The sequence below is a fragment of the Aliidiomarina halalkaliphila genome, assembly GCF_007096385.1.
GTDB lineage: Bacteria > Pseudomonadota > Gammaproteobacteria > Enterobacterales > Alteromonadaceae > Aliidiomarina > Aliidiomarina halalkaliphila.
This window is the reverse complement of sequence record NZ_VJWL01000001.1, coordinates 18842-39317: the sequence shown is the minus strand read 5'-3', so window position 1 is coordinate 39317 and position 20476 is coordinate 18842. Positions and strand designations below refer to the sequence as shown.

19 protein-coding genes are annotated in these 20476 nt (G+C 48.9%); 10 read left to right on the top strand and 9 right to left on the bottom strand.

The features are described from left to right. Window positions 1-36: 36 nt before the first annotated feature. Together FM042_RS00195 and fabB are read right to left on the bottom strand one after the other, a co-directional pair. Complete coding sequence (locus FM042_RS00195; RefSeq protein ID WP_143233754.1) at window positions 37-1173, bottom strand: 4-phosphoerythronate dehydrogenase; 1137 nt, start codon at window positions 1171-1173, stop codon at window positions 37-39. Between the two features lie 117 nt (window positions 1174-1290). Next, window positions 1291-2502 (bottom strand): beta-ketoacyl-ACP synthase I, encoded by a 1212-nt coding sequence (gene fabB, locus FM042_RS00190; RefSeq protein ID WP_143233753.1) that lies wholly within the window; start codon window positions 2500-2502, stop codon window positions 1291-1293. Between the two features lie 102 nt (window positions 2503-2604). Between fabB and mnmC the strand changes: the two genes are divergently transcribed. Further along, window positions 2605-4560, top strand: a complete 1956-nt coding sequence (gene mnmC / locus FM042_RS00185; protein ID WP_185960649.1) for a bifunctional tRNA (5-methylaminomethyl-2-thiouridine)(34)-methyltransferase MnmD/FAD-dependent 5-carboxymethylaminomethyl-2-thiouridine(34) oxidoreductase MnmC — start codon at window positions 2605-2607, stop codon at window positions 4558-4560. Window positions 4561-4566: 6 nt separating this feature from the next. On the opposite strand, the gene FM042_RS00180 is transcribed toward mnmC, so the two are convergent. Next, the gene (locus tag FM042_RS00180; protein ID WP_143233751.1) at window positions 4567-4851 is read right to left on the bottom strand and encodes a YfcL family protein; all 285 of its coding nucleotides are present in this window, start codon (window positions 4849-4851) and stop codon (window positions 4567-4569) included. A 185-nt stretch (window positions 4852-5036) separates the two neighbouring features. Between FM042_RS00180 and fldB the strand changes: the two genes are divergently transcribed. Next, window positions 5037-5573, top strand: a complete 537-nt coding sequence (gene fldB, locus FM042_RS00175) for a flavodoxin FldB (protein ID WP_143233750.1) — start codon at window positions 5037-5039, stop codon at window positions 5571-5573. A gap of 10 nt (window positions 5574-5583) precedes the next feature. On the opposite strand, the gene FM042_RS00170 is transcribed toward fldB, so the two are convergent. Continuing rightward, the gene (locus FM042_RS00170) at window positions 5584-6069 is read right to left on the bottom strand and encodes an HIT domain-containing protein (RefSeq protein WP_143233749.1); all 486 of its coding nucleotides are present in this window, start codon (window positions 6067-6069) and stop codon (window positions 5584-5586) included. A 20-nt stretch (window positions 6070-6089) separates the two neighbouring features. Then, window positions 6090-7796, bottom strand: a complete 1707-nt coding sequence (locus FM042_RS00165) for a M28 family metallopeptidase (RefSeq protein WP_143233748.1) — start codon at window positions 7794-7796, stop codon at window positions 6090-6092. A gap of 167 nt (window positions 7797-7963) precedes the next feature. Between FM042_RS00165 and FM042_RS00160 the strand changes: the two genes are divergently transcribed. The 3 genes from FM042_RS00160 to FM042_RS00150 all read left to right on the top strand — a co-directional run bounded on the left by FM042_RS00160 (window position 7964) and on the right by FM042_RS00150 (window position 11020). Beyond that, window positions 7964-10156 (top strand): TonB-dependent receptor, encoded by a 2193-nt coding sequence (locus FM042_RS00160; protein WP_143233747.1) that lies wholly within the window; start codon window positions 7964-7966, stop codon window positions 10154-10156. A 130-nt stretch (window positions 10157-10286) separates the two neighbouring features. Continuing rightward, entirely contained in the window at window positions 10287-10691 is a 405-nt protein-coding gene (locus FM042_RS00155) for an acyl-CoA thioesterase (protein ID WP_143233746.1), read from the top strand. Between the two features lie 20 nt (window positions 10692-10711). Further along, window positions 10712-11020: a hypothetical protein gene (locus FM042_RS00150; protein ID WP_221931482.1), complete on the top strand. Its 309-nt coding sequence runs from the start codon at window positions 10712-10714 to the stop codon at window positions 11018-11020. A 67-nt stretch (window positions 11021-11087) separates the two neighbouring features. Here the strand turns inward: FM042_RS00150 and FM042_RS00145 are convergent, their stop codons facing one another. Together FM042_RS00145 and cysS are read right to left on the bottom strand one after the other, a co-directional pair. Beyond that, window positions 11088-12617 (bottom strand): M17 family metallopeptidase, encoded by a 1530-nt coding sequence (locus FM042_RS00145; protein ID WP_143233745.1) that lies wholly within the window; start codon window positions 12615-12617, stop codon window positions 11088-11090. A 29-nt stretch (window positions 12618-12646) separates the two neighbouring features. Further along, on the bottom strand, window positions 12647-14032 hold the full coding sequence (gene cysS, locus FM042_RS00140) for a cysteine--tRNA ligase (protein WP_143233744.1): 1386 nt from the start codon (window positions 14030-14032) through the stop codon (window positions 12647-12649). 73 nt (window positions 14033-14105) lie between these two features. Between cysS and FM042_RS00135 the strand changes: the two genes are divergently transcribed. The 3 genes from FM042_RS00135 to FM042_RS00125 all read left to right on the top strand — a co-directional run bounded on the left by FM042_RS00135 (window position 14106) and on the right by FM042_RS00125 (window position 16205). After that, the gene (locus FM042_RS00135) at window positions 14106-14876 is read left to right on the top strand and encodes an LOG family protein (protein ID WP_143233743.1); all 771 of its coding nucleotides are present in this window, start codon (window positions 14106-14108) and stop codon (window positions 14874-14876) included. A 69-nt stretch (window positions 14877-14945) separates the two neighbouring features. Further along, entirely contained in the window at window positions 14946-15443 is a 498-nt protein-coding gene (locus FM042_RS00130) for a peptidylprolyl isomerase (protein ID WP_143233742.1), read from the top strand. A 3-nt stretch (window positions 15444-15446) separates the two neighbouring features. Next, window positions 15447-16205, top strand: coding sequence for a UDP-2,3-diacylglucosamine diphosphatase (locus FM042_RS00125; RefSeq protein ID WP_143233741.1), 759 nt, complete (start codon window positions 15447-15449; stop codon window positions 16203-16205). On the opposite strand, the gene miaE is transcribed toward FM042_RS00125, so the two are convergent. Beyond that, window positions 16158-16985 carry a tRNA isopentenyl-2-thiomethyl-A-37 hydroxylase MiaE gene (miaE, locus tag FM042_RS00120; protein ID WP_143233740.1) on the bottom strand — a complete coding sequence of 276 codons (828 nt, stop codon included), beginning with the start codon at window positions 16983-16985 and terminating at the stop codon, window positions 16158-16160. The genes FM042_RS00125 and miaE overlap by 48 nt on opposite strands. 152 nt (window positions 16986-17137) lie before the next feature. Here miaE and FM042_RS00115 point away from each other — a divergent pair, with 152 nt between their 5' ends. Both FM042_RS00115 and FM042_RS00110 read left to right on the top strand, forming a co-directional pair. After that, the gene (locus tag FM042_RS00115; RefSeq protein WP_143233739.1) at window positions 17138-17737 is read left to right on the top strand and encodes a Yip1 family protein; all 600 of its coding nucleotides are present in this window, start codon (window positions 17138-17140) and stop codon (window positions 17735-17737) included. Window positions 17738-17904: 167 nt separating this feature from the next. Continuing rightward, window positions 17905-19248, top strand: a complete 1344-nt coding sequence (locus tag FM042_RS00110) for a dicarboxylate/amino acid:cation symporter (RefSeq protein ID WP_143233738.1) — start codon at window positions 17905-17907, stop codon at window positions 19246-19248. A 109-nt stretch (window positions 19249-19357) separates the two neighbouring features. Here the strand turns inward: FM042_RS00110 and sohB are convergent, their stop codons facing one another. Continuing rightward, a complete protein-coding gene (sohB, locus tag FM042_RS00105; RefSeq protein ID WP_143235540.1) occupies window positions 19358-20365 on the bottom strand; it encodes a protease SohB in 1008 nt (335 codons plus the stop codon). Window positions 20366-20476: the final 111 nt, after the last annotated feature.

Below are 20476 nucleotides of genomic sequence, written 5' to 3'. Positions count from 1 at the left end.
AAACATGGGACTATCAATGGGAGACATTTGCCTATTCTAATCGGACTCGACTGTAAAACCCAGTGCTCGGATTCGTCCACAATCAATTTGCTCGGTACTTAAGCGTACAACACTGAGCTCGCGACGCGTGTGATAGCGACGGCGTAAGTCATCAAAGCCCTCGGCCGTAAGCCCGTGCTCGCGAAATGCTCGGTCATCCACACGGGGGTCATATACCTGATGAACTAATTTGGCCACCTGGTCAACATAGTCGTTGTCCTGTTCGGTGAGAGCCCAGCATCCCCCATCTATGCCATCACTCGGTAATACTTGTTGTAAAGGGATTTCGGGCGTATCGGGAAATAACTGCGCATGGAGCACGTCATACAGTGCGTAGGTTCCGCGAATCTTACCTTCAATACTATGCCCAGCGATGTGCGGGGTTGCTAGCGTGACCAATGGTACCAGTGCCTCGTTTACATGGGGCTCACCTTCCCATACGTCGAGCACGACGGTGCGACGTTCTTGCGTCAATAGATTGAGTAACGCGTGGTTATCAATCACAGCACCTCGGCTGGCATTAATTAACACCGTATCTGGGCGTAGTGATGCCAGCACTGCTTCGTTAAAAAGATGATATGTCGGGTATGGACCAGACTCCGTAAGTGGAACATGCAGACTTACAACGTCTGCATTTTCAATCATACTGAGAGGGCCAAAACAACGGGAATCGTGGCCTCCTTCAAGGAAGGGATCAACATAACAAACATTCATTCCGAGTGCCGTTAACTTGCGCCCGGTAGACGATCCTGTATTACCCGCACCGATAATGATCGCTTTCTTTCCACGCCAATCACGCCCCTGACGCACTTCTGGGGTCAAGATAGCGGCAAGTACATACTCCGCAACAGAGATCGCATTACAGCCTGGCGCATTAGCGTATTCAATACCCCGTGCACTGAGTGCTTCTGTATCCAAGTGATCGATACCAATAGTCGCGGTTCCCACAAACTTCAAATTTGGCGCTCGCTCGAGCACCGGCTGACCCACCCCGGTAATGGAGCGAACTAATAACACGTCTGCATGTGCAAGCAGCCGTTCAGGAACATCACGGCCAGAAAAGTACTCAACATTCGCCCAACCAGAGAAAAGCGTTTGTGCGGCTGGCAGGTTTTCGTCGATCACAATATTCATGTAGATATTATTTTTTTAGTGGGAATGTCACCATTATGCATACAACCGCATAGAAAACAAAAACGCCGCACATAAGTGGCGGCGTTTTATTCACAGATTTCACACTCAACAATGCGATTAGCTGTAACGTTTAAATACCAAGGAGGCGTTGGTTCCGCCGAATCCAAAACTATTCGACATCACCGTATTGAGCTTATGTTCCTGTGTTTCTTTCACAATCCTCATACCCTGTGCTTTTTCATCCAAGGTATCGATGTTGATGGATGGTGCAACGAAACCATCACGCATCATGATCAATGAATAAATCGCTTCATGTACACCGGCAGCACCTAACGAGTGACCAGTCATGGCCTTAGTTGCACTGATTAATGGCGTATTATCACCAAACACTTCGCGAATCGCCTCGAGCTCTTTCACATCACCCACTGGCGTACTTGTACCGTGGGTATTCAAGTAATCGATAGGCGCATCTAGATCTTGCATGGCCATTTTCATACACCGAATGGCGCCTTCGCCAGATGGGGCCACCATATCGTAACCGTCCGATGTTGCACCGTAGCCAACGATCTCAGCGTAAATGGTTGCGCCGCGAGCAAGAGCGGTTTCAAGTTCTTCGATCACCAGCATGCCACCACCACCAGAAGGCACAAAACCATCTCGATTCGCGTCATAGGTGCGTGATGCCTTTTCTGGGGCATCGTTATACTTCGTACTTAATGCGCCCATGGCATCGAATTCCATACCCAGTGTCCAATGCAATTCTTCACCACCACCGGCGAATACGCGATCTTGTTTACCCAATTGGATTAACTCAAGGGCATGACCGATACAATGGGCGCTGGTTGCACAGGCAGAGCTAATGGAGTAGTTCACCCCTTTAATTTTCTTTGGCGTTGCCAAACAAGCCGACGTGGTCGAAGCCATGCAACGAGGAACCATATAAGGACCTACCCGTTTCACGCCTTTTTCACGCAAAATGTCGGCAGCAGCAACTTGGTGCTCACCGGAAGCGCCACCGGAGCCAACCACAAGGCCCGTGCGATGATTCGACACTTCCTCATCGGTAAGGCCAGCATCGGCAATCGCCTGCTCCAGTGCAATGTATGCATAAGCAGCGGCATCGCCCATAAAGCGAAGGGCCTTCCGGTCAATGTGCTCACTGACATCAATTTTGAGATCACCCCAAACCTGACACCGCAATCCCATCTCTGCAAAGCTCTCAGAACGGGTAATTCCTGACTTACCAGCGAGGAGTGACGCGGTCACTTCTTGTTGGTTGTTGCCAATACTGGAAACAATCCCAATTCCTGTAACGACTGCTCGTCTCATTGATTCTATCCTGTTGCTAAATTTTCGGTATCATACCTGTTCAACGGAAAAACGAAAATGGACAACTCAAGTGGTCCGCTTTCTGTTTACAAAGGTTCTCAGATGTCACAACCCCATAAAACTGCAGAAATCGATTACGCTCAGGTATCCTTTGATGCCGACGGAACCCCTGAGTCTAGTGGGTTTGGAGATATTTACTTTCATCGCGCACAAGGCATTGCTGAAAGTTCTTACGTGTTTCTTGAACAAAACCGACTGCGTGACCGATTTTATACATGGGCCACCCATCGCCCCTTCGTCATTGCCGAAACCGGCTTTGGAACGGGCTTAAATTGTTTACTGGCTGCGGCCTTATTTCTCGATGTCGCTCCCGCCAACGCTCGCCTGCATATTGTCAGCGTTGAGGCCTATCCGCTCACACCATCCGATCTGCAGCATGCATTAGCGATCGCCAGCGCACTTGCACCGCAATTGCAGCCTCTTGTGCAGCAGCTACTTTCAGCTTATCCGCCACCGATCCGAGGCACCCATCGCATACACCTGCACGACCGGGTGACACTCGATTTAATGTTAGGCGATGTACTCGATTGCTTCCCAGAGTGGTCTCAGGATAACAGAAATAGCGTGGATGCATGGTTTCTAGATGGGTTTGCACCGCAAAAAAATCCGCAAATGTGGCAGCCGCAGCTGTATCGGGCGATTGCCCGCTCGCTTCGAGTTCATGGCACTCTCGCCACATTTACCGCCACCGGCCATGTTCGTCGTGGCTTGCAAAACGTTGGCATGCAGATGCACAAAGTGCCTGGATTTGGCAGCAAGCGTGACATGCTCGTGGGCTCTATGCAACGAATAGGGGACCCTGAGCCCGATACCGAGCTGACACATATCGCCATCATTGGAAATGGCATCGCCGGCGCAAACTTAGCATGGTCCCTGCGCCATTTTCCTGGTGACATGACCATTATCGGCGAACAGGAGCCCGCTTCTGGCGCCTCGGGCAATCCACAAGGCGCCGTATATCCGTTATTACAAGCAAACTGGACACCCACCAGTGCGTTTTATAGCAGCGCATTTGTATATGCGCGCCAGCGCTACCTTTCCTTAACTCCAGAATACAGCCATTTTCAAGGGCTGATCGATTATGTGAGTAATACAAAGCAGTATCCGCGGCTACGAAAAATGAAAAATATCGCCGGATATCCAAAGGCTTTGTTTACAGCACGCACTGCAGCGCAGTTGGCCCAACACACCAAAGTACCCATTGGACTCGCAGGCGGACACCATCCGCTGGCGGGCTGGATCGAGCCGGCAGCAACAGTAAACGCCCTACTCCAATGCACGATACGCTTTCGACAACAGCAGGGCCGCGTGACTCATACGTGCTTTCAACATCAAGTCACGCGGGTAAGCCGAGCAGGGCAACAGTGGGCCATTGAATATGAGCACCACCCCGCGCTCACAGTGAGCCATGTCGTGATTGCTAACGGTGAACGCGTCCCAGAATTATTACCGCAAACAACCATTCCTATACGTCCGGTACGCGGGCAGATCACTCGTGTTAGGGCGAGTCACTCATCCTTGTCTGGGTTATCTCAGGTGCTTTGTCGCGGCGGCTATGTGGTGCCCGCACTCGACGGCGCTGTATGTATTGGAGCCACTTTCGATAAAAGTCGCGCTGATGCCAAACTATTAGACACTGACCACGATAAAAATATCGAAATGCTGCACGAGCAGTTTGGTATTTCATGTACACGGACAGATGTAATTGACGGTCGCGCTAGTGTTCGGGCCACCACTCCGGATCACTTACCCGTCGCCGGAGCATTACAGCAGGGAGATGACGCTTCAGGATGTTGGCAGCCGTTGCCGAATATTTACCTATTGAGCGGCTTAGGGGCGCGAGGCTTAACGAGTGCGCCTCTAGCGGCGGAGCTGATCGCCAGCCGAATTCTACAACAGCCAGCTCCCATTGCCCGACATCTGCAGGAAAGCCTTTGCCCAATGCGCTTTGCCAAGCGCGCACAAGTGAAAGGATTATCCCCTTTCAGTGTGCGCTAATGAGAATCACGCCTGTAGTTCTGCGTGGGTTTGTAAGCGCATAAACATCGCTTGAACATGCTTACGATCTTGCGGGTTTAACTCCCCTTTGGTGAGTTCCAACGCATCTTGTAACGCTGGCCACAATGCATCTGCCGAGCTTTCCCCTTGCAGTTCCAACTGTGCCACCACGAGATCAAAGTGTCCGCGTAAATAACCGCTAGCAAAGAGTTCATCGTCATTCCCTTGCTCAACAGCATCGTCGAATACCTGCTCTAAAGAATCCGCCAGTGTGCTTAATGGGTTGCTCATATGGTTACCTCTACTCAATTTGCGCGCAGTGTACCTGAATCATTGAAATCTCGCGAGCCTTGTACAGCAACCTAAGGTACTCAGCGAATCTGCCGCCCTAACATGGATTATTCAGGGGCGTCTAAGTTACAATAGCGCCATTCTGTAGTTTGCTTTACCACTGGATTCATCGAAGGAGTGTTCCAATGTCCGAGTTTCGCATCGGCTTGTTTTACGGTTCTACAACCTGCTATACCGAAATTGCCGCTGAGAAAATCCGTGAGTTTATTGGTGCCGACATTGTGCAAATGCACAATATCAAAGATATCCCGTTAAAAACCGCTGAGCAGTTCGATGTGATTATTTTCGGCTTGTCGACATGGGATTTTGGCGAAATCCAAGAAGATTGGGAGAGTCATTGGGATGAAATCCGTGACCTTGATTTAAGTAATAAAACGATTGCTCTGTATGGCATGGGCGATCAACAAGGCTACAGCGAGTGGTTTCAGGATGCCCTAGGGATGCTTCATGATGAAATTGCCGCCAGCCCGGGCGGCAGTAGTATTCACAGAATTGGCTATTGGCCCGTGGAGAGCTACGAGTTTATTGCCAGTAAAGCGCTCATTGCAGATAAAACTCACTTTGTCGGCCTCGCCCTTGACGAAGATTCTCAGTATGAGCTATCCGATGAGCGCATTGAAACTTGGTGTACCCAAATTTTGGAAGAAATAGCCGCAACGTAACTCACAGCGTCTATTTTTTCTTGGTCCGTTTCCCACCCCAACGTTCTTCTGCTTCAGCTTCTGTAAATACTGGTTCAGGTGCTGAGTAGTTACTGAGCAGCGTTTCCATGTTTTCGATCCGAGCTGCCGCATCCTCCACACTAAACGGACGAGGAGGCACGGCTCCCCATACCGGACTCGGCCAGCACGCATCATATTGATTACGTACAATATGATGAACATGCAGTTGCGGAACCACATTACCTAAGGCAGCGACATTCAGCTTTTCACCGTTAAATATCTCCATGATTTGCTCACTAAACCACGCCGATTCGTGCCAAAAAATGCGCTGATCCTCACTGCTTAGTTCATATATTTCGCGCACACCGGCCCGGCGTGGTACCAAAATAAACCAGGGATACTGACGATCATTCATCATCAGCACCCGACACAGGGGCAAATTGCCAATCTTAAAACAGTCCTGATCCAGTTTGGAGTGAAGGATAAAATCAGACATGACCAACACCTCCCACGCAATTAATGGCGAACACCATTGCTATCCTGGCCAAAAATATGGCCAAAATAGCTATCCGGCAACCAGTATGGCCGCTTCGCTTCGTTAGCAATATCTAAGCCTATTTCCACATTTATATCGGTGAAAATAGCGCCATAATCGTAGCGAATCCCCCCATACATTTCCGTCAGTGTCGGGATATCATCACCGGGGCGGTGATAGTTTTCGGCAAAGAAACGTGCCCAAATCTCACCACCATCTTCATCTTCATTACGTGAAGTAAAGCCCGTCATCAGAAACACTGCAGGGATACCCTGGCGAACTAAAGTGTAATGATCAGAGCGAGTAAAAATCGCTTGCTCTGGCATAGGATCTGGAGTCAATGCCGTGTCATGGCGGCCGGCTGCGCGAGCGGCGACAGCCCCCAAGCTCGAATGTTCTGCTCCAAAAGCGACAATGTCAGCAAACGGGTAGAGCAATACCGGCATATCCAAATTCACATTGGCGACAATACTTTCTAATGGCACCGTCGGATAATTCGCAAAGTAATCTGCCCCGAGTAATCCACGCTCTTCTGCGGTAACCGCTGCAAACATAATACTGCGCTTCGGCCGCTGTCCTTGTTCTGCGAGTTGCGCGTATATGCGCGCGGTTTCCAGCATGACTGCAACGCCCGCGGCATTATCAAGAGCGCCATTATTGATGTTTGATGTAGAGCTAAAATCTCGGGCTAATCCAGTGTGATCGGAATGAGCCGTATACAGCACATACTCATGCTTGAGTTCAGGGTCTGAGCCCTCTAGTACCGCGATGACATTAGGGCTGGTTATTTCATCAAATACAGAGCTCTTCTTGATATGCGCTTGCGCTGGAAGAGGAAATCCTCGTGGCATCTCTCCGGCTTCCATTTGAGCAAACACGTCCTCCAAGCTTTGCTCGGCATTTTCAAACAAAGGCGCCGCCGCTTCAAAATGCAAACTAGCAGAGCCTTGTAGCTGACCAAAGTCATTATGGGGCTGTCCATCGGGATCTAACCAGCGAATGCGTGGTGCATTCACAAAGATCATTGAGCTACGCCAAGGGCGCACTTTCTCTCGAGCTGGCGTATGTAGCGTGATCAGTCCCACTGCGCCACGCTCCACTGCATTTGCCGTTTTTTGTGCATTCAGGTGAGCCGCTTCTTCCGAAGGCAAGAAATCTGGACGACCTTGCACAATAACCACGATTTTGCCATCGACATTAAGACCCGCATAATCATCAATTCCGAACGTGTCTGACACTAAACCGTAACCGGCAAACACAAGCTCCGCAGTAATATCAATATCGGTATGGGTAGCACTTGGACCCGAGGTAAATTGGCTTGGATATGAAAGCGCTTGAGTTTCACCATTAATGATTAAATTCATCTGCGGGTGCTGCTCGGGTTGCAGCCGACTGCTTCGGAATGTAATGCGCTGAAAGTAACCATCGGTGCCAGCAGGCTCTAAGCCCAATAACTGGAATTGGCTGGCAATGTACTTCGACGCTATCTCGTGTCCCCGTGAGCCCGTATCTCGCCCCTCCAATAAATCATCAGCAAGAAACTCCAAGTGTGCTTGAATCCCATGAGGTTGCGCGCTAGGAAGTGTTTGTTGTGAGGGCTCGGATTGTGGTGTGCAGGCCGTTAAAGCAAATGCGATAAGCGCAGCAGCGATTAAACCACCGCGATAGAAACGTGCACGTTCAGTCATTATTTACATCTCTTTGATTGGTTTCAGCGATTTTCTTATTCTTCTACAGTCGCAGTTTATCGACATCTTATCGCATGAGCCAGTGAAAACGCTTGTCGATTGATTTGCAAGTATGTAATGTTATATTATCACAAACACATTAACATTCACTGTTCACAGGAAGTATCATGTTGAAGAAAACTCCGATTGCGATCGCCGTAGCGACCTTACTCTATCCTCAAATGGTCTTGGCTGACGATGCCGATGCAACCCCAGAGAAACAATACGAGCGTATTGTTGTCACCGCTTCTCCACTTGAGAAAACTGCGCTGGAAACGGCTCAGCCAATTTATGTTCTTCATGGCGATGATCTCCGTTCAGCAGAAGCCGCTACCCTTGGGGAAACGCTGCGCAATCTGCCTGGCGTTCAATCAACCTACTACAGCCCTACTGCTAGCAGCCCAGTTATTCGTGGCCTTGACGGCCCGCGCGTGAAAATCGTACAAAATGGTTTAGACGTAGCCGATGTGTCTCGTGGTGGTCCTGATCACGCGGTATCCACCGAGTCATCAACCGCTCAGCAAATTGAAGTATTACGTGGCCCTGCTACCCTACTTTTCGGTAGCGGCGCGAGTGGTGGTGTGGTTAACGTGGTCGACAATCGCGTTCCACGTCAAGCTCTTGACGGCGTTGAAGGCAGTTATGGCGCACGTTATGACAGCGTATCTAACGGTCGTTCAGCCGCATTTGATTTAAACGTCGGTAACGGCGATTTCGTCCTTCACCTCGATGGTTTTTATCGTCACACTGACAATTACAGTGTACCTAGCTTCGTGACTCCAGATGGTGATATTGACGACGAAATTGATAACTCCTTTACTGAAGATCGCGGTGCAACTGTAGGCGCGAGCTACTTCTTTGATCGCGGTTTCGCCGGCTTCTCATTTGGTCGCATTGAGCGTGAATATGGCTTGCCAGGTCACGACCATGGGCATGATGACGAGGATGATGATGATCACAGCCACGACAGCGGCCATGGTCACGATGACGCGTTCTACGCCAAAATGAAGCAAGACAGATTCCAGTTTATCAGCAGTATCAATAATCCAATGCGCGGTATTGAGCGTTTGGATATTAATTTTGGCTACACGGATTTATTGCATGAAGAAATCGATGACGGTTTCGTAGAAACCGCATTTACTCTTGAGCAAACGGAACTTCGCGTAATTGCGCGCCACGACCCAATCATGGGATGGCGCGGTGCGCTCGGAGCGCAAATATCTCACCAGGAATATGACGCATTTGGTGAAGAAGCCTTTACTCCGCATACAGATACCGACCTTATGGGTGTGTTCTGGATCGGTGAGCGTACCTTTGGCGACGTAACCTACGAACTCGGTGGTCGTATTGAGCAAGTGGATATTAAGAGCCATGGCTTTAATACCCTCGAATATACGCCAGCTAGCTTGTCATTTGGCTTAAACTGGACGGTATCGCCGATGGTGAAACTTTCCTCAAGCCTTAGCTACAGCGAACGTGCACCGCAAGCGAACGAGTTGTTTGCAAATGGCGCTCACTTTGCGACCCGTACTTATGAAGTCGGTGGCGTGTATGACATCCACGGCGACGACCACCATGATCACGACCACGGACACGATCATGATGCGGAGTATGAGCTTGAGTTAGCATCACGTGCATTGAATAAAGAACAATCAACCAACCTTGATTTCGGGATGCACTTTGAAGGCGACCGCTGGCACGTAGATACCAATGTATTCGTGAACCACATTAGTAATTTTATTTACCTGCGTAACACCGGCATCATGAGCAACCAACTCAACAGTGAGATCGATTTGGGGACCGGTCACGACGATCACGGCCATGACCATGGGCACGACCACGGTCACGATCATGACCACGATGGTGGTTTACCGGTGTACCAATATGCCCAACAAGGCGCTGAGTTGTACGGTTACGAAATTTCTGGTCGCTACGTGTTCAACAGCAACTGGAGCATGAATGGTTTCTCTGACTATACCCGCGCGGTATTTAAGTCTGGCGGTAATGTGCCGCGCATCCCTGCCCAGCGTTTCGGGGTAAGCGCAACCTACACAGAAGCAAACTGGGACGGCACGCTTGGATTCGTGCGTTATTTACCACAGAACCGTAACGGTGAGAACGAGCAAGCGACTGATGGATTTGGCTTACTTAACCTAAATGTAAACTACTACCCAGGTGTGTTTGCCGGTCAGGATTTAGCGATTTATTTTAAAGTTGAGAACATTACTGACGAGCTCGGATTTGTACACAACAGCTTTATTCGTGACTATGCACCATTGCCAGGACGCAATGTTGGCTTAGGTTTCCGCGCTCGCTTCTAAAGCCTTGCCGGAACGAACTAGAAACATCAAAAGCCCTTCAGTTCTCTGAAGGGCTTTTTCTTTTTGCAAGAAACAGTTAACTACAAAATATCAGTTATAATAAACGGAGTTCAATCACAAAGGAGTCTGTATGCGATTTCTCTCTCGACGCTTAGTTATGCCCAATGACCTTAATTTCGCCGGTTCGCTTTTCGGCGGACGTATTCTCGAATGGATTGATGAAGAAGCCTATATCTTTGCCAGTTGCCAACTCGATCAAAAGAGCCTGGTCACCAAGCACATTGGCGAGATCACCTTCGAAGCGTCGGCATTTCAAGGCGATGTGGTTGAATTTGGATTAGAAACAAAAAACGTCGGGCGAACCTCGCTCACGGTCACGTGTGTTGTTCGTAACAAAGGAACCAAACAAAATATCTGTGTCGCTGACGACATTGTGTTTGTGCATATTGATAGCGAGTCACGTATTCCACAACCACATGGAAAAACCAAAGAACAGCTTGATGAATTACGAATTGAGCCACCAAGCTATTCATAATGTAATTAAGGAGCACCTGTATGTTCCACAAGCTAAGTACGATGTTTCATCTATCTCGTTCACGCAGCGTCCAATTGCTTATGGTTGCCACCCTGTGCATGGCAACCATTGCCATCACTGGCTGTAGTGACCCAAAAGTGAATCGCACCAATTTTAATCATATTGATATTGGTATGCGCTACGCTGAAGTGCACCATATGCTCGGCGCACCGACTTGGTGTGACGATTACGATCGTCCTAAAGAATGCCGGTGGGGCACCGAAGAACGCCATATTTATGTAGTCTTCGTCGCACGCCGGGTGGTGGATAAACAAAGCAAAGGATTGTAATGAAAAATGCCAGTCAGAAACCTGACTGGCATTTCAATTTACTGTTCTTGTTGTATTTCCCTCGTACTTACCGCAGATAGTGGCCAGCAAGCGCCAGAACAGGGGTTGCAGTAGGCTTGCCATGCTGCCAATCACCGCCTTCAACGCCGCTACCGGCAATATCCACATGCACATACGGAATGGGGGCTGCGCTTGATAGTTGGTGCTCACCTAATCCCGACACTTCGACTAAAAATGCCATAGGGAATTGATGTCCACGCTTTGTGGTGGCTGAAGGACCATTATTCGATGATAACAAGTCATCCGCTTTGGTACGCCCGCGTACAAAGTCGAAATCTTCTCGACGGCTCATAGAAAGTTCAGCAGGATCAGCCCACAGCTCACCGGCTGTCAGTAACGCATCCACTTGCCCGCTTCGCGCTGCTGTTTTATTCGGAACCAATGCTGTATATGGCCCCTTCGCTAACGCAGCATGACCCGTTAAAGTTGCTACGGTAAATAACATCGGATGTTTTTCGCTAGGCGCTAGCTCTACCATGCGCGCTAAGCAATCGGCCATAATTAAGCGCCCTTCCGCATCGGTATTGCCAATGCGTACACGTTTACCAGAACGTCCGGTAATGATTTCATCGGCAACAAAGGCCGTTTCACCAATGTTATTGCGCACTGCCGCCAACTCCGCCACAACCTTAATTCCTTTCGGCTGAATACCGGCTACCGCTTTTACAAAACCAGCAACCCCTGCGGCACCGCCTTTATCGCGGCTCATGCCGGCCATGTGGCCGCCCACTTTGAGATCGGCACCACCGGTATCATAGGTAATACCCTTACCCACCAGCATTAAGGTTTGTTCGATCGGTCCTTCCGGTACATATTCTAATCGAATCACGCAGGGACGCTGATTGGTCGCAAATGACGCACGCGCCACTGCCGCCAACAATGGGTATTCCACTTCCAATTCCGGTTGATCATCTACCACGGAGACTTTAACCGAGGTGCCGGCAAATGCGTCTTGGCAATACTCAGCAAAACGCAATGGCGACATCCGCTCTGGTTCAGTACCACATAAATCCCGCGCAACTCTACGACCAGACTCTACCGCCTCGAGCCAAGCAGCATCAGCTTTACCAATAATGCCTACATGACTCACCACTTCCAGTTCTTCGCCGAAGTGCTCGCGGGCTTCAAGAGGCTGATACAATCCTTGTGCAAATCCAAAATAAGTCGCCGCAACTACTTGGTTAAATTGTTCATCGTTCGGTACATGCACTGTCATAATCGCTGGGCGGGTGGCGCCAGCAGCAACAGCTACATCGGCTGCTTTGCGAGCTGCGTCGTAGAAGCGACGTACATCATCGTAATCGCGATCCAATGGGCCCGTTGGGGCTAAAATTAAGCGCTCTGCTGGCACATCCACGCATGCAAGCACGCCGCCACTGGCTAACAATCCTGCATTTACGCGAATACCTTGCGCGATGGCCGCATCAATAGCGTCATTTAAGTTGCCAAACTCTGGCCCCACGAGAATTAACGCATCAAAATCATGCTGACCAAGTTCGTCGATGGTCGCTACTACTTGAACCTGTGGAGTCGCCATACAGCATCCTCATATTTATTATTTATAAATTAAGCTTTCCGCCAGAGAGTTCCCTCTGAACTATCTTCCAAAACAATCCCAAGCGCCTGTAACTCATCGCGCGCCGCGTCGGCACGGGCCCAATCCTTCTCAGCACGAGCCGTGTTGCGTTCCTCAATCAAGGCTTCAATTCGAGCAACATCCACTTCCGCGCTGGTGTCTCCTTGCAAGAACTCTTCTGGGCGTTGCTGGAGAATCCCTAATACTTTGCCATATGCAATAAGCAATCCAGCCAGCTCTGCCGCAGTATCTGGCTGTTCCTGACGTGCCTTATTTAAGTCACGCGCGATATCGAACAATACCGCCATCGCATCGGGCACGTTAAAGTCATCGTTCAGTGCCATACGAAAACGAAGTTCGTAGGGAGCACGTAAGCTTTCAGACGGCGTGCTCGCTGTGATACCGCGCAAGGCTGTGTACAAACGCTCAAGAGCGCTGTGTGCTTGATCAAGATGCGACTCAGAATAATTCAACTGACTGCGATAATGACCTGACAACAAGAAGAAACGCACAGTTTCTGCGGTATATGACTTCAGCACGTCGCGAATGGTAAAAAAGTTACCCAACGACTTAGACATTTTTTCTTGATTCACCTGAACCATCCCCGAATGCATCCAATAATTTACATAGGGGGTATCGTGGGCACAGCATGATTGCGCGATTTCGTTCTCATGATGGGGAAACATCAGATCCGAGCCACCACCATGAATATCAAAATGTTTACCTAAATGCTTACCGTTCATCGCAGAACATTCAATATGCCAACCTGGGCGCCCTGCTCCCCAAGGGGAGTCCCAACTGGGCTCGCCGGCTTTCGCACGTTTCCACAACACGAAATCAAGAGGATCGGTTTTTCCTTGATCCACAGTCACACGGGCACCCGCTTGCAATTGCTCAAGGTTCTGACCGCTTAACTGACCGTATTTCGGGAAGCTCGATACATCAAATAATACATCGCCAGAGTCTGCGATATATGCATTTTTCTTCGTCAGTAATGTCTCGACTAAGGCAATGATGTCGTCCATGTGCGTGGTCACACGAGGCTCGATATCAGGTTCTACAAGGTTTAATGCGGCAAAATCTTCGTGCATATACGTCAGGAAGCGTTCAGTAACGGCATCTATATCTTCGCCGTTTTCCTGGGCCCGCTTAATGATTTTATCATCCACGTCTGTAACATTGCGCACGAAGGTAACATCGTAGCCCAGATATCGGAGATATCGCACAACAACATCGAACGCAACATAAGTACGCGCGTGACCGATGTGACAGAAATCATAAATCGTGACACCACAAACGTAGAGTTTCACTTTTCCAGCTTCCAGTGGCTTAAATTCTTCTTTTTGCTGTGTCAACGAATTGTATAACCTGAGCATGATGGTGCAGTCTCTGTTAGGATCATAAAGAAAGGCAGTATACTAGCATTTTACGAAGTGGCGAGGAACTCACATGGCGAAATCAACACCTGATTTTAATCAAGCAGAAATGCGCGTTGTTGATGCGCTCGATCAATTGGAAAAAGGTCAGGCAGAACATCTTTCCATGGAGTGGCTTGCGGCTGAAAAAACCTTTAATGGCGAGCGGGTAAAGCACACCATCTCCATATTCGGTAGCGCGCGGATTCCTGAACCCGAACATTGCGATAACGATGATCCCTGCCTCGCTATGGCGAAATACTACCAAGAGGCGCGCGAACTTTCCGCCCGGATTGGCCGTTATATCGAAGAAAATAATATGAACCAAACCCGATTAATTACGGGGGGAGGACCGGGCATTATGGAAGCGGCCAGTCGTGGCGCCTTTGATGCAGGCCACCATAGTATTGGCTTGAATATTGTTATTCCAAAAGAGCAACGCTTAAACCCATTTATTGCGGCAAAACACAGTATTGAGTTTCAGTATTTTGCATTACGAAAAATGCACTTTCTTAAGCGAGCGCGTGCCTTGATTGTGTTTCCAGGGGGCTTTGGTACCCTCGACGAACTCTTTGAAACCCTGACATTGATTCAAACTGGAAAAATGCCGCGTATTCCAATTTTTGTGTATGGCAAAGCTTTTTGGGATCGCCTATTAAATGTGCAGCATTTAGCCGATACCGGTTTAATTGATCAGCGAGACCTCGCCTTATATCACATGGTTGATTCAGTTGAAGAGGCCTGGGAGTGGATTGGCCCTATCTTGGCGGATCTCAACACAGAATACGGCACCGAATCCCCCTAAAACATACCTTTTCAGGGCATATTCCGTTAAAATAGCGCCCTAAATTAATTGGCAAGCGAAGGACACACAATGAATGTTGTACTAAAAACCAATTTTGGTGAGATTGAACTGGCTCTGTTTGCGGATAAAGCGCCGATCACCGTTGAGAACTTCTTGAGTTATGTGAAAGATGGATTCTACGACAACACTATTTTTCATCGTGTTATCGACGGCTTTATGATTCAAGGTGGTGGTTTTGAGCCAGGCATGGCGCAAAAATCAAGCAAGTCACCCATCAAAAATGAAGCCAACAATGGGGTTGAGAACAAGCGTGGCACAATTGCCATGGCCCGCACCCAAGACCCGCATTCGGCAACGGCACAGTTTTTTATTAATGTGGGCGATAATAGCTTCCTGAATTTTACCGCTGAAAACATGAGCGGCTGGGGCTACTGTGTATTTGGCGAAGTGGTTAACGGCATGGACGTTGTTGATGCGATTCGCGTCGTAAAAACCGGGAGCTCGGGTTTCCACCAAGACGTGCCTGTTGAAGACGTGGTCATCGAATCCGCAACCATTGTTGAATAAGCAGTGACCACCACCTTTATATCAGACCTTCATTTAAGCGCAGACAGACCGGATATCACCGGTCTGTTCGTGCAGTTTTTGCGCACTGAAGCGCGTGCCTGTGAAGCTCTGTATATCTTGGGTGATTTATTTGAATACTGGATTGGCGATGACGACAACACGCCATTTCATGCCCAAGTAAAACGCGAACTCAAAGCCCTAACCGACAGTGGCGTGCCGTGCTTTTTCATTCATGGGAATCGTGATTTTCTGGTCGGTCACCAATTTGCTAACGAAACGGGCATTGTTTTGTTACCCGAGCCCACAGTCATTGATTTGTACGGTATCCCCACGGTACTGTTACACGGCGATACGCTATGCACGTTAGATGTGAGCTATCAGCGCTTCCGCCGCATCATTCGCCACCCGTGGTTGCTTGCGTGCACAAGTTGGATGCCACTATCTTGGCGTCGAAAAGTTGCAACTTACCTTCGTGATAACAGTTCTGGTAGTGGCGCTGAAGCCCAGTCTGAGAAAACACCAAGTCAGCCCCTCAGCGATGAACAATTGGTCAAGTATGATGCCACCGACAGCGCCGTTGAAGCACTCATGCAAGATACCCATACCATTCAAATGATTCATGGACATACCCACCGCCCAGGCATTCACACCCATGCCACCGGCACCCGCATTGTGCTAGGGGACTGGTATGATCAGGGCAGTATTCTGGATGTATCAGCGACTGGCGCCAACCTGCGCAGTGAGCCCTTGCTCACTCGCTAACTTACTATGCAGTGGCACACCGCTATGAAATCGCAGCTCAGAATCGGGTGTTTCGATCAGCGTCTTTTCAATGTCTAGAAAATAATCCACCCGCTCGCTAATATCCTGACCCGCGACTTCTTCGGCTAACGCCAAATAGTCTTCGTAATGGCGAGCTTCCGAGCGCAACAGTGATACATAGAATCGTGCGAGTTCATCATCCACTACAGGCGCAAGCGCGGCAAAACGTTCACAGGAGCGTGCCTCAATAATGGCCCCTATAATTAATTTATCAACAAGCCCACCCTGCTCACCACCCCGAATTTTTCGCAGCATACTGGCGGCGTAACGCGAAGCTGTTACCGGAAACAATTGAAAGCCGCGTTGCTCAATGATCTCAAAAACCTGATCAAAATGATGCAACTCTTCTTTCATTAACAACACCATACGATCCACTAAACGCTCCTGCCATGGCATTGCATCTTGCAGTCGAATCCGCGGAACCTGCTTATTTTTTGCTCCTTGGTCAACCGCTTCCTGTTTTCGGTATAAACGGTCTTCGTACGGACGCAACCAATTCAACACCTGTTGTCCCATGGCGTCGTCTAGTGCATAACGTCGAAGCAATAATCCAGCACTTTGGGCAGCTTTGAGTTCGCAGTGTAAGTGATCGATTAAAACCAGCGGAAGGCGCTCCGGCTGGCTTGCGTGCTGAATCCAAGCCTCAGGTGTAGCACAGCGCAAGAAGCCAAGAATTGGCGCGAGGAGTTTTTGGTATTGATGTGTTAGTTGCACAGGCATAATTTCTTAACGACTTTATAACAAAATAATCTGAACAGAAATTGTTCAGAACCTTTCATTCTTGATTAAACGCCAATTTCAGACTCTATAATGAGCATACCACCAATGTGGTTATTGATGACATTCGGAGCTGCGGCTTCAAGGAGTAATACATGATACTAAATCATATCTGGGGGCTCTATGCTCATCCGGTGGAAGAATGGAAAACAATTGATCAACGACATGAAAGCCTGCGCTTTTCTCTGTCGCATATTTTAATCGTCGCGCTTATTCCCTGCATCGCGGCTTATTTTGCTTCTGCGCATATAGGTTGGAGTATTGGTGCGCGTGAAAGCATCTACATGAGCCACAATAGCGCCATTGCCATGGCCGTTGCTATGTATGTCGGCTTAATTGGCGGCGTACTTGCCCTTTCTTACTTGATTCATTGGATGGCGAAGACCTTTGGTGCAGCGCCATCCTTTACCCAATCTCTTGAGTTAGCCGCCTATACGTCAACACCTGTACTCATGGCGGGCTTAGGCGCCCTTTACCCTGAGTTATGGTTTGTTTCCATGGTATTCCTTGCGGGCGTCGCCTACTCGGTTTATCTGCTCTATGCCGGTGTGCCTATTCTTATGCACATTCCAGAAGAGCAAGGATTTATGTATTCAAGTTCCGTTGTTACCGCAGGCTTAATCCTGATGGTTACGTTAATGGCAGCAACGGTTATCGCTTGGACAAATGGTTTTATCCCAACCTTTGTTAGCTAAGCGTGTAATTGAATGAAAACGAAGCCACAATAAAATTCTGGTTAGTCCCTAAAAGAGGAGCATTGCTCCTCTTTTTTATGGCGCTCATCACGTCGGACTATGGCAAAAGCCCTTCGTCTGATAGGCTAGCGCTCTTATGATCATAATTATTATCAGGGTAATACAAAATGGCTGATAAAAAGATAGGCCTCACGGGTAAAATCGTCATTGGTATGTTCGGCGGTATTCTCGTAGGTATTTTACTCAACTTATGGTTTTCTGCTGAAACCACGCCCATATTCTACGCCGTATTCGTAGACGGTCTTCTGCGCATTGTGGGTGAGTTCTTTATCACTTCACTGATGATGCTAGTGGTCCCCCTTGTGTTTGTATCGCTGATCGTTGGAACCTGCCAACTGAGCGATCCATCGAAGTTGGGCCGCCTCGGCGGTAAAGCATTAGGCCTCTACTTAATCACAACCTGTATTGCCATTGCCATTGCATTGTCAGTCGCAAGTGTTGTAAAGCCAGGGAGCAACGCTGCATTTGCCGACGCTATGGAAGGAAGTGTGTCTGTTGCAGAAGCACCGAGCTTTGTGGATGTAGTCATCGATATGGTGCCGCGCAACCCAATTAATGCGATGGCTGAAGGCAACATGCTGCAAATCATTGTGTTTGCGCTATTGTTCGGTATTGCCATGGCACTTACCGGGAAAGCTGGGGATCGTCTCAAGGGCTTCTTTGAAGATGTGAATGAAGTCATCATGAAATTGGTGATGATTCTTATGAAAGTGGCGCCATACGGTGTCTTCGCCCTACTCGCCCGCACGTTTGCCAACCTCGGGTTTGGCGATTTACTCGGTGACCTGCTGAAATACTTCCTCACGGTACTGTGTTTACTGTTGATTCATGGCTTTGTTATTTATCCACTGATACTCAAACTATTAACGGGTTTGAATCCGGTGCTCTTTATCCGCAAAATGTTTAGCAACCAGATTTTTGCTTTTAGTATTTCCAGTTCCAACGCTTCGATTCCTGTGACCTTGCGTACTACCACCAAACGCTTGGGTGTAAACAACAGTGTGTCGTCGTTTACGGTGCCCTTGGGTGCGACCATTAATATGGATGGCACCGCCATCATGCAGGGTGTTGCCACCGTATTTATTGCTCAGCTTTATGGTGTTGATCTGAGCTTTACCGATTACCTCATGGTGATCTTAACGGCAACCCTCGCCTCCATCGGTACCGCAGGTGTGCCTGGTGTAGGCCTGATTATGCTGGCGATGGTGCTACAGCAGGTTGGCTTACCGATCGACGCGATTGCGCTCATCATGGGTATTGATCGCCTATTGGACATGACCCGAACGGCGGTGAATATCACTGGCGATGCTATGGTAACCACTGTCATTGGTAAATCGGAAGGTCAGTTTGATGAGTCGATTTATAACGACCCCACGGCAGGAAACGAGGTGAGCAACGTGCGTGTCGGTGATGCAAACGCACCTGCACCGAAGCAAGATACAGATCCTTAAGCGTCTTTCCAATAGGGCTAGCCTTTGCAGAGACTGCCAGCTGAACGACAATAAAAAAGGCTCGCCACACCGGCGAGCCTTTTGTTTTGTCACCTACATTCTGGCCAAGTTAGAAGCGCCAAAAGCGGGTGCGTTGAATCCAATCCAACACAAGGCGGTCAATAGTGGACTGCGCCGCATGAGTTAACTTATCAGTGAGCTTGGTTTTAGGCTTATAGGTTACCTTTAACACATCACGTTCTCTCGCCGCTGCTAACAATAAGTCATCACTTGTGGCGATATCATCGATGAGGCCCATTTCCTGTGCCCGGGCACCGTACCAAATCTCTCCGGTAGCCACTTTTTCAATATCCAACTGCGGGCGCCCTTCTTTTACGAATGACTTAAACAGGTCGTGGATATCTTGGATATCTTCTCTAAATTTTTCCCGGCCCTTATCGGTATTCTCGCCGAATATAGTTAAAGTACGTTTGTACTCACCGGCAGTGATTTGCTCAAAATCGATATTGTTCTTCTTTAATAATCGGTGAAAGTTTGGCAATTGTGCCAACACGCCAATCGAACCCACAACGGCGAACGGCGCCGCAACAATCTTATTCGCTAAACAGGCCATCATATAACCGCCGCTTGCGGCTACCTTATCTACCGCCACCGTAAGTGGAATCTCAGCATCGCGAATACGTTTAAGTTGTGCTGCTGCTAATCCGTAGCCATGAACAACGCCTCCAGGGCTCTCTAAGCGGATAATTACCTCATCCTTGTCCTTATCTGCCACAGCAAGAATGGCGCTCACCTCGCGCCGGAGAGACTCAACCTCGCGCGCATCCATCGAGCCTTTAAAGTCGATTACAAAAGTGTGCTGCTTGAAGGAGTCAGGTTGCTTGGCTTTCTTTTCCTTCTTTTTCGCCTGCTTGAGCGCTTTTCCGGAAAGCAAATGCAAGCGCATATGCTTTTGCACTGAGCGGAACGACTCACTGAGATTATCAATGTGCAATTCGCCATCGCCATCTTTTTGCCGATGTGCCGCATTAATGATGATACTTAGGATCACGATGATAGCAGCCACAATGGTGATTGTTTTAATCAGAAATATACCGTAATCGGTAAAGACCTCGATCATGGACCTCTCCTATTGTCGGCAGGACTCAACGCTTTTGAGCCACACCTATTCGATTGACTCTGAGTTAGGTCTCAGAACATATAAAAAGGCCAGCGAAAGCTGGCCTTT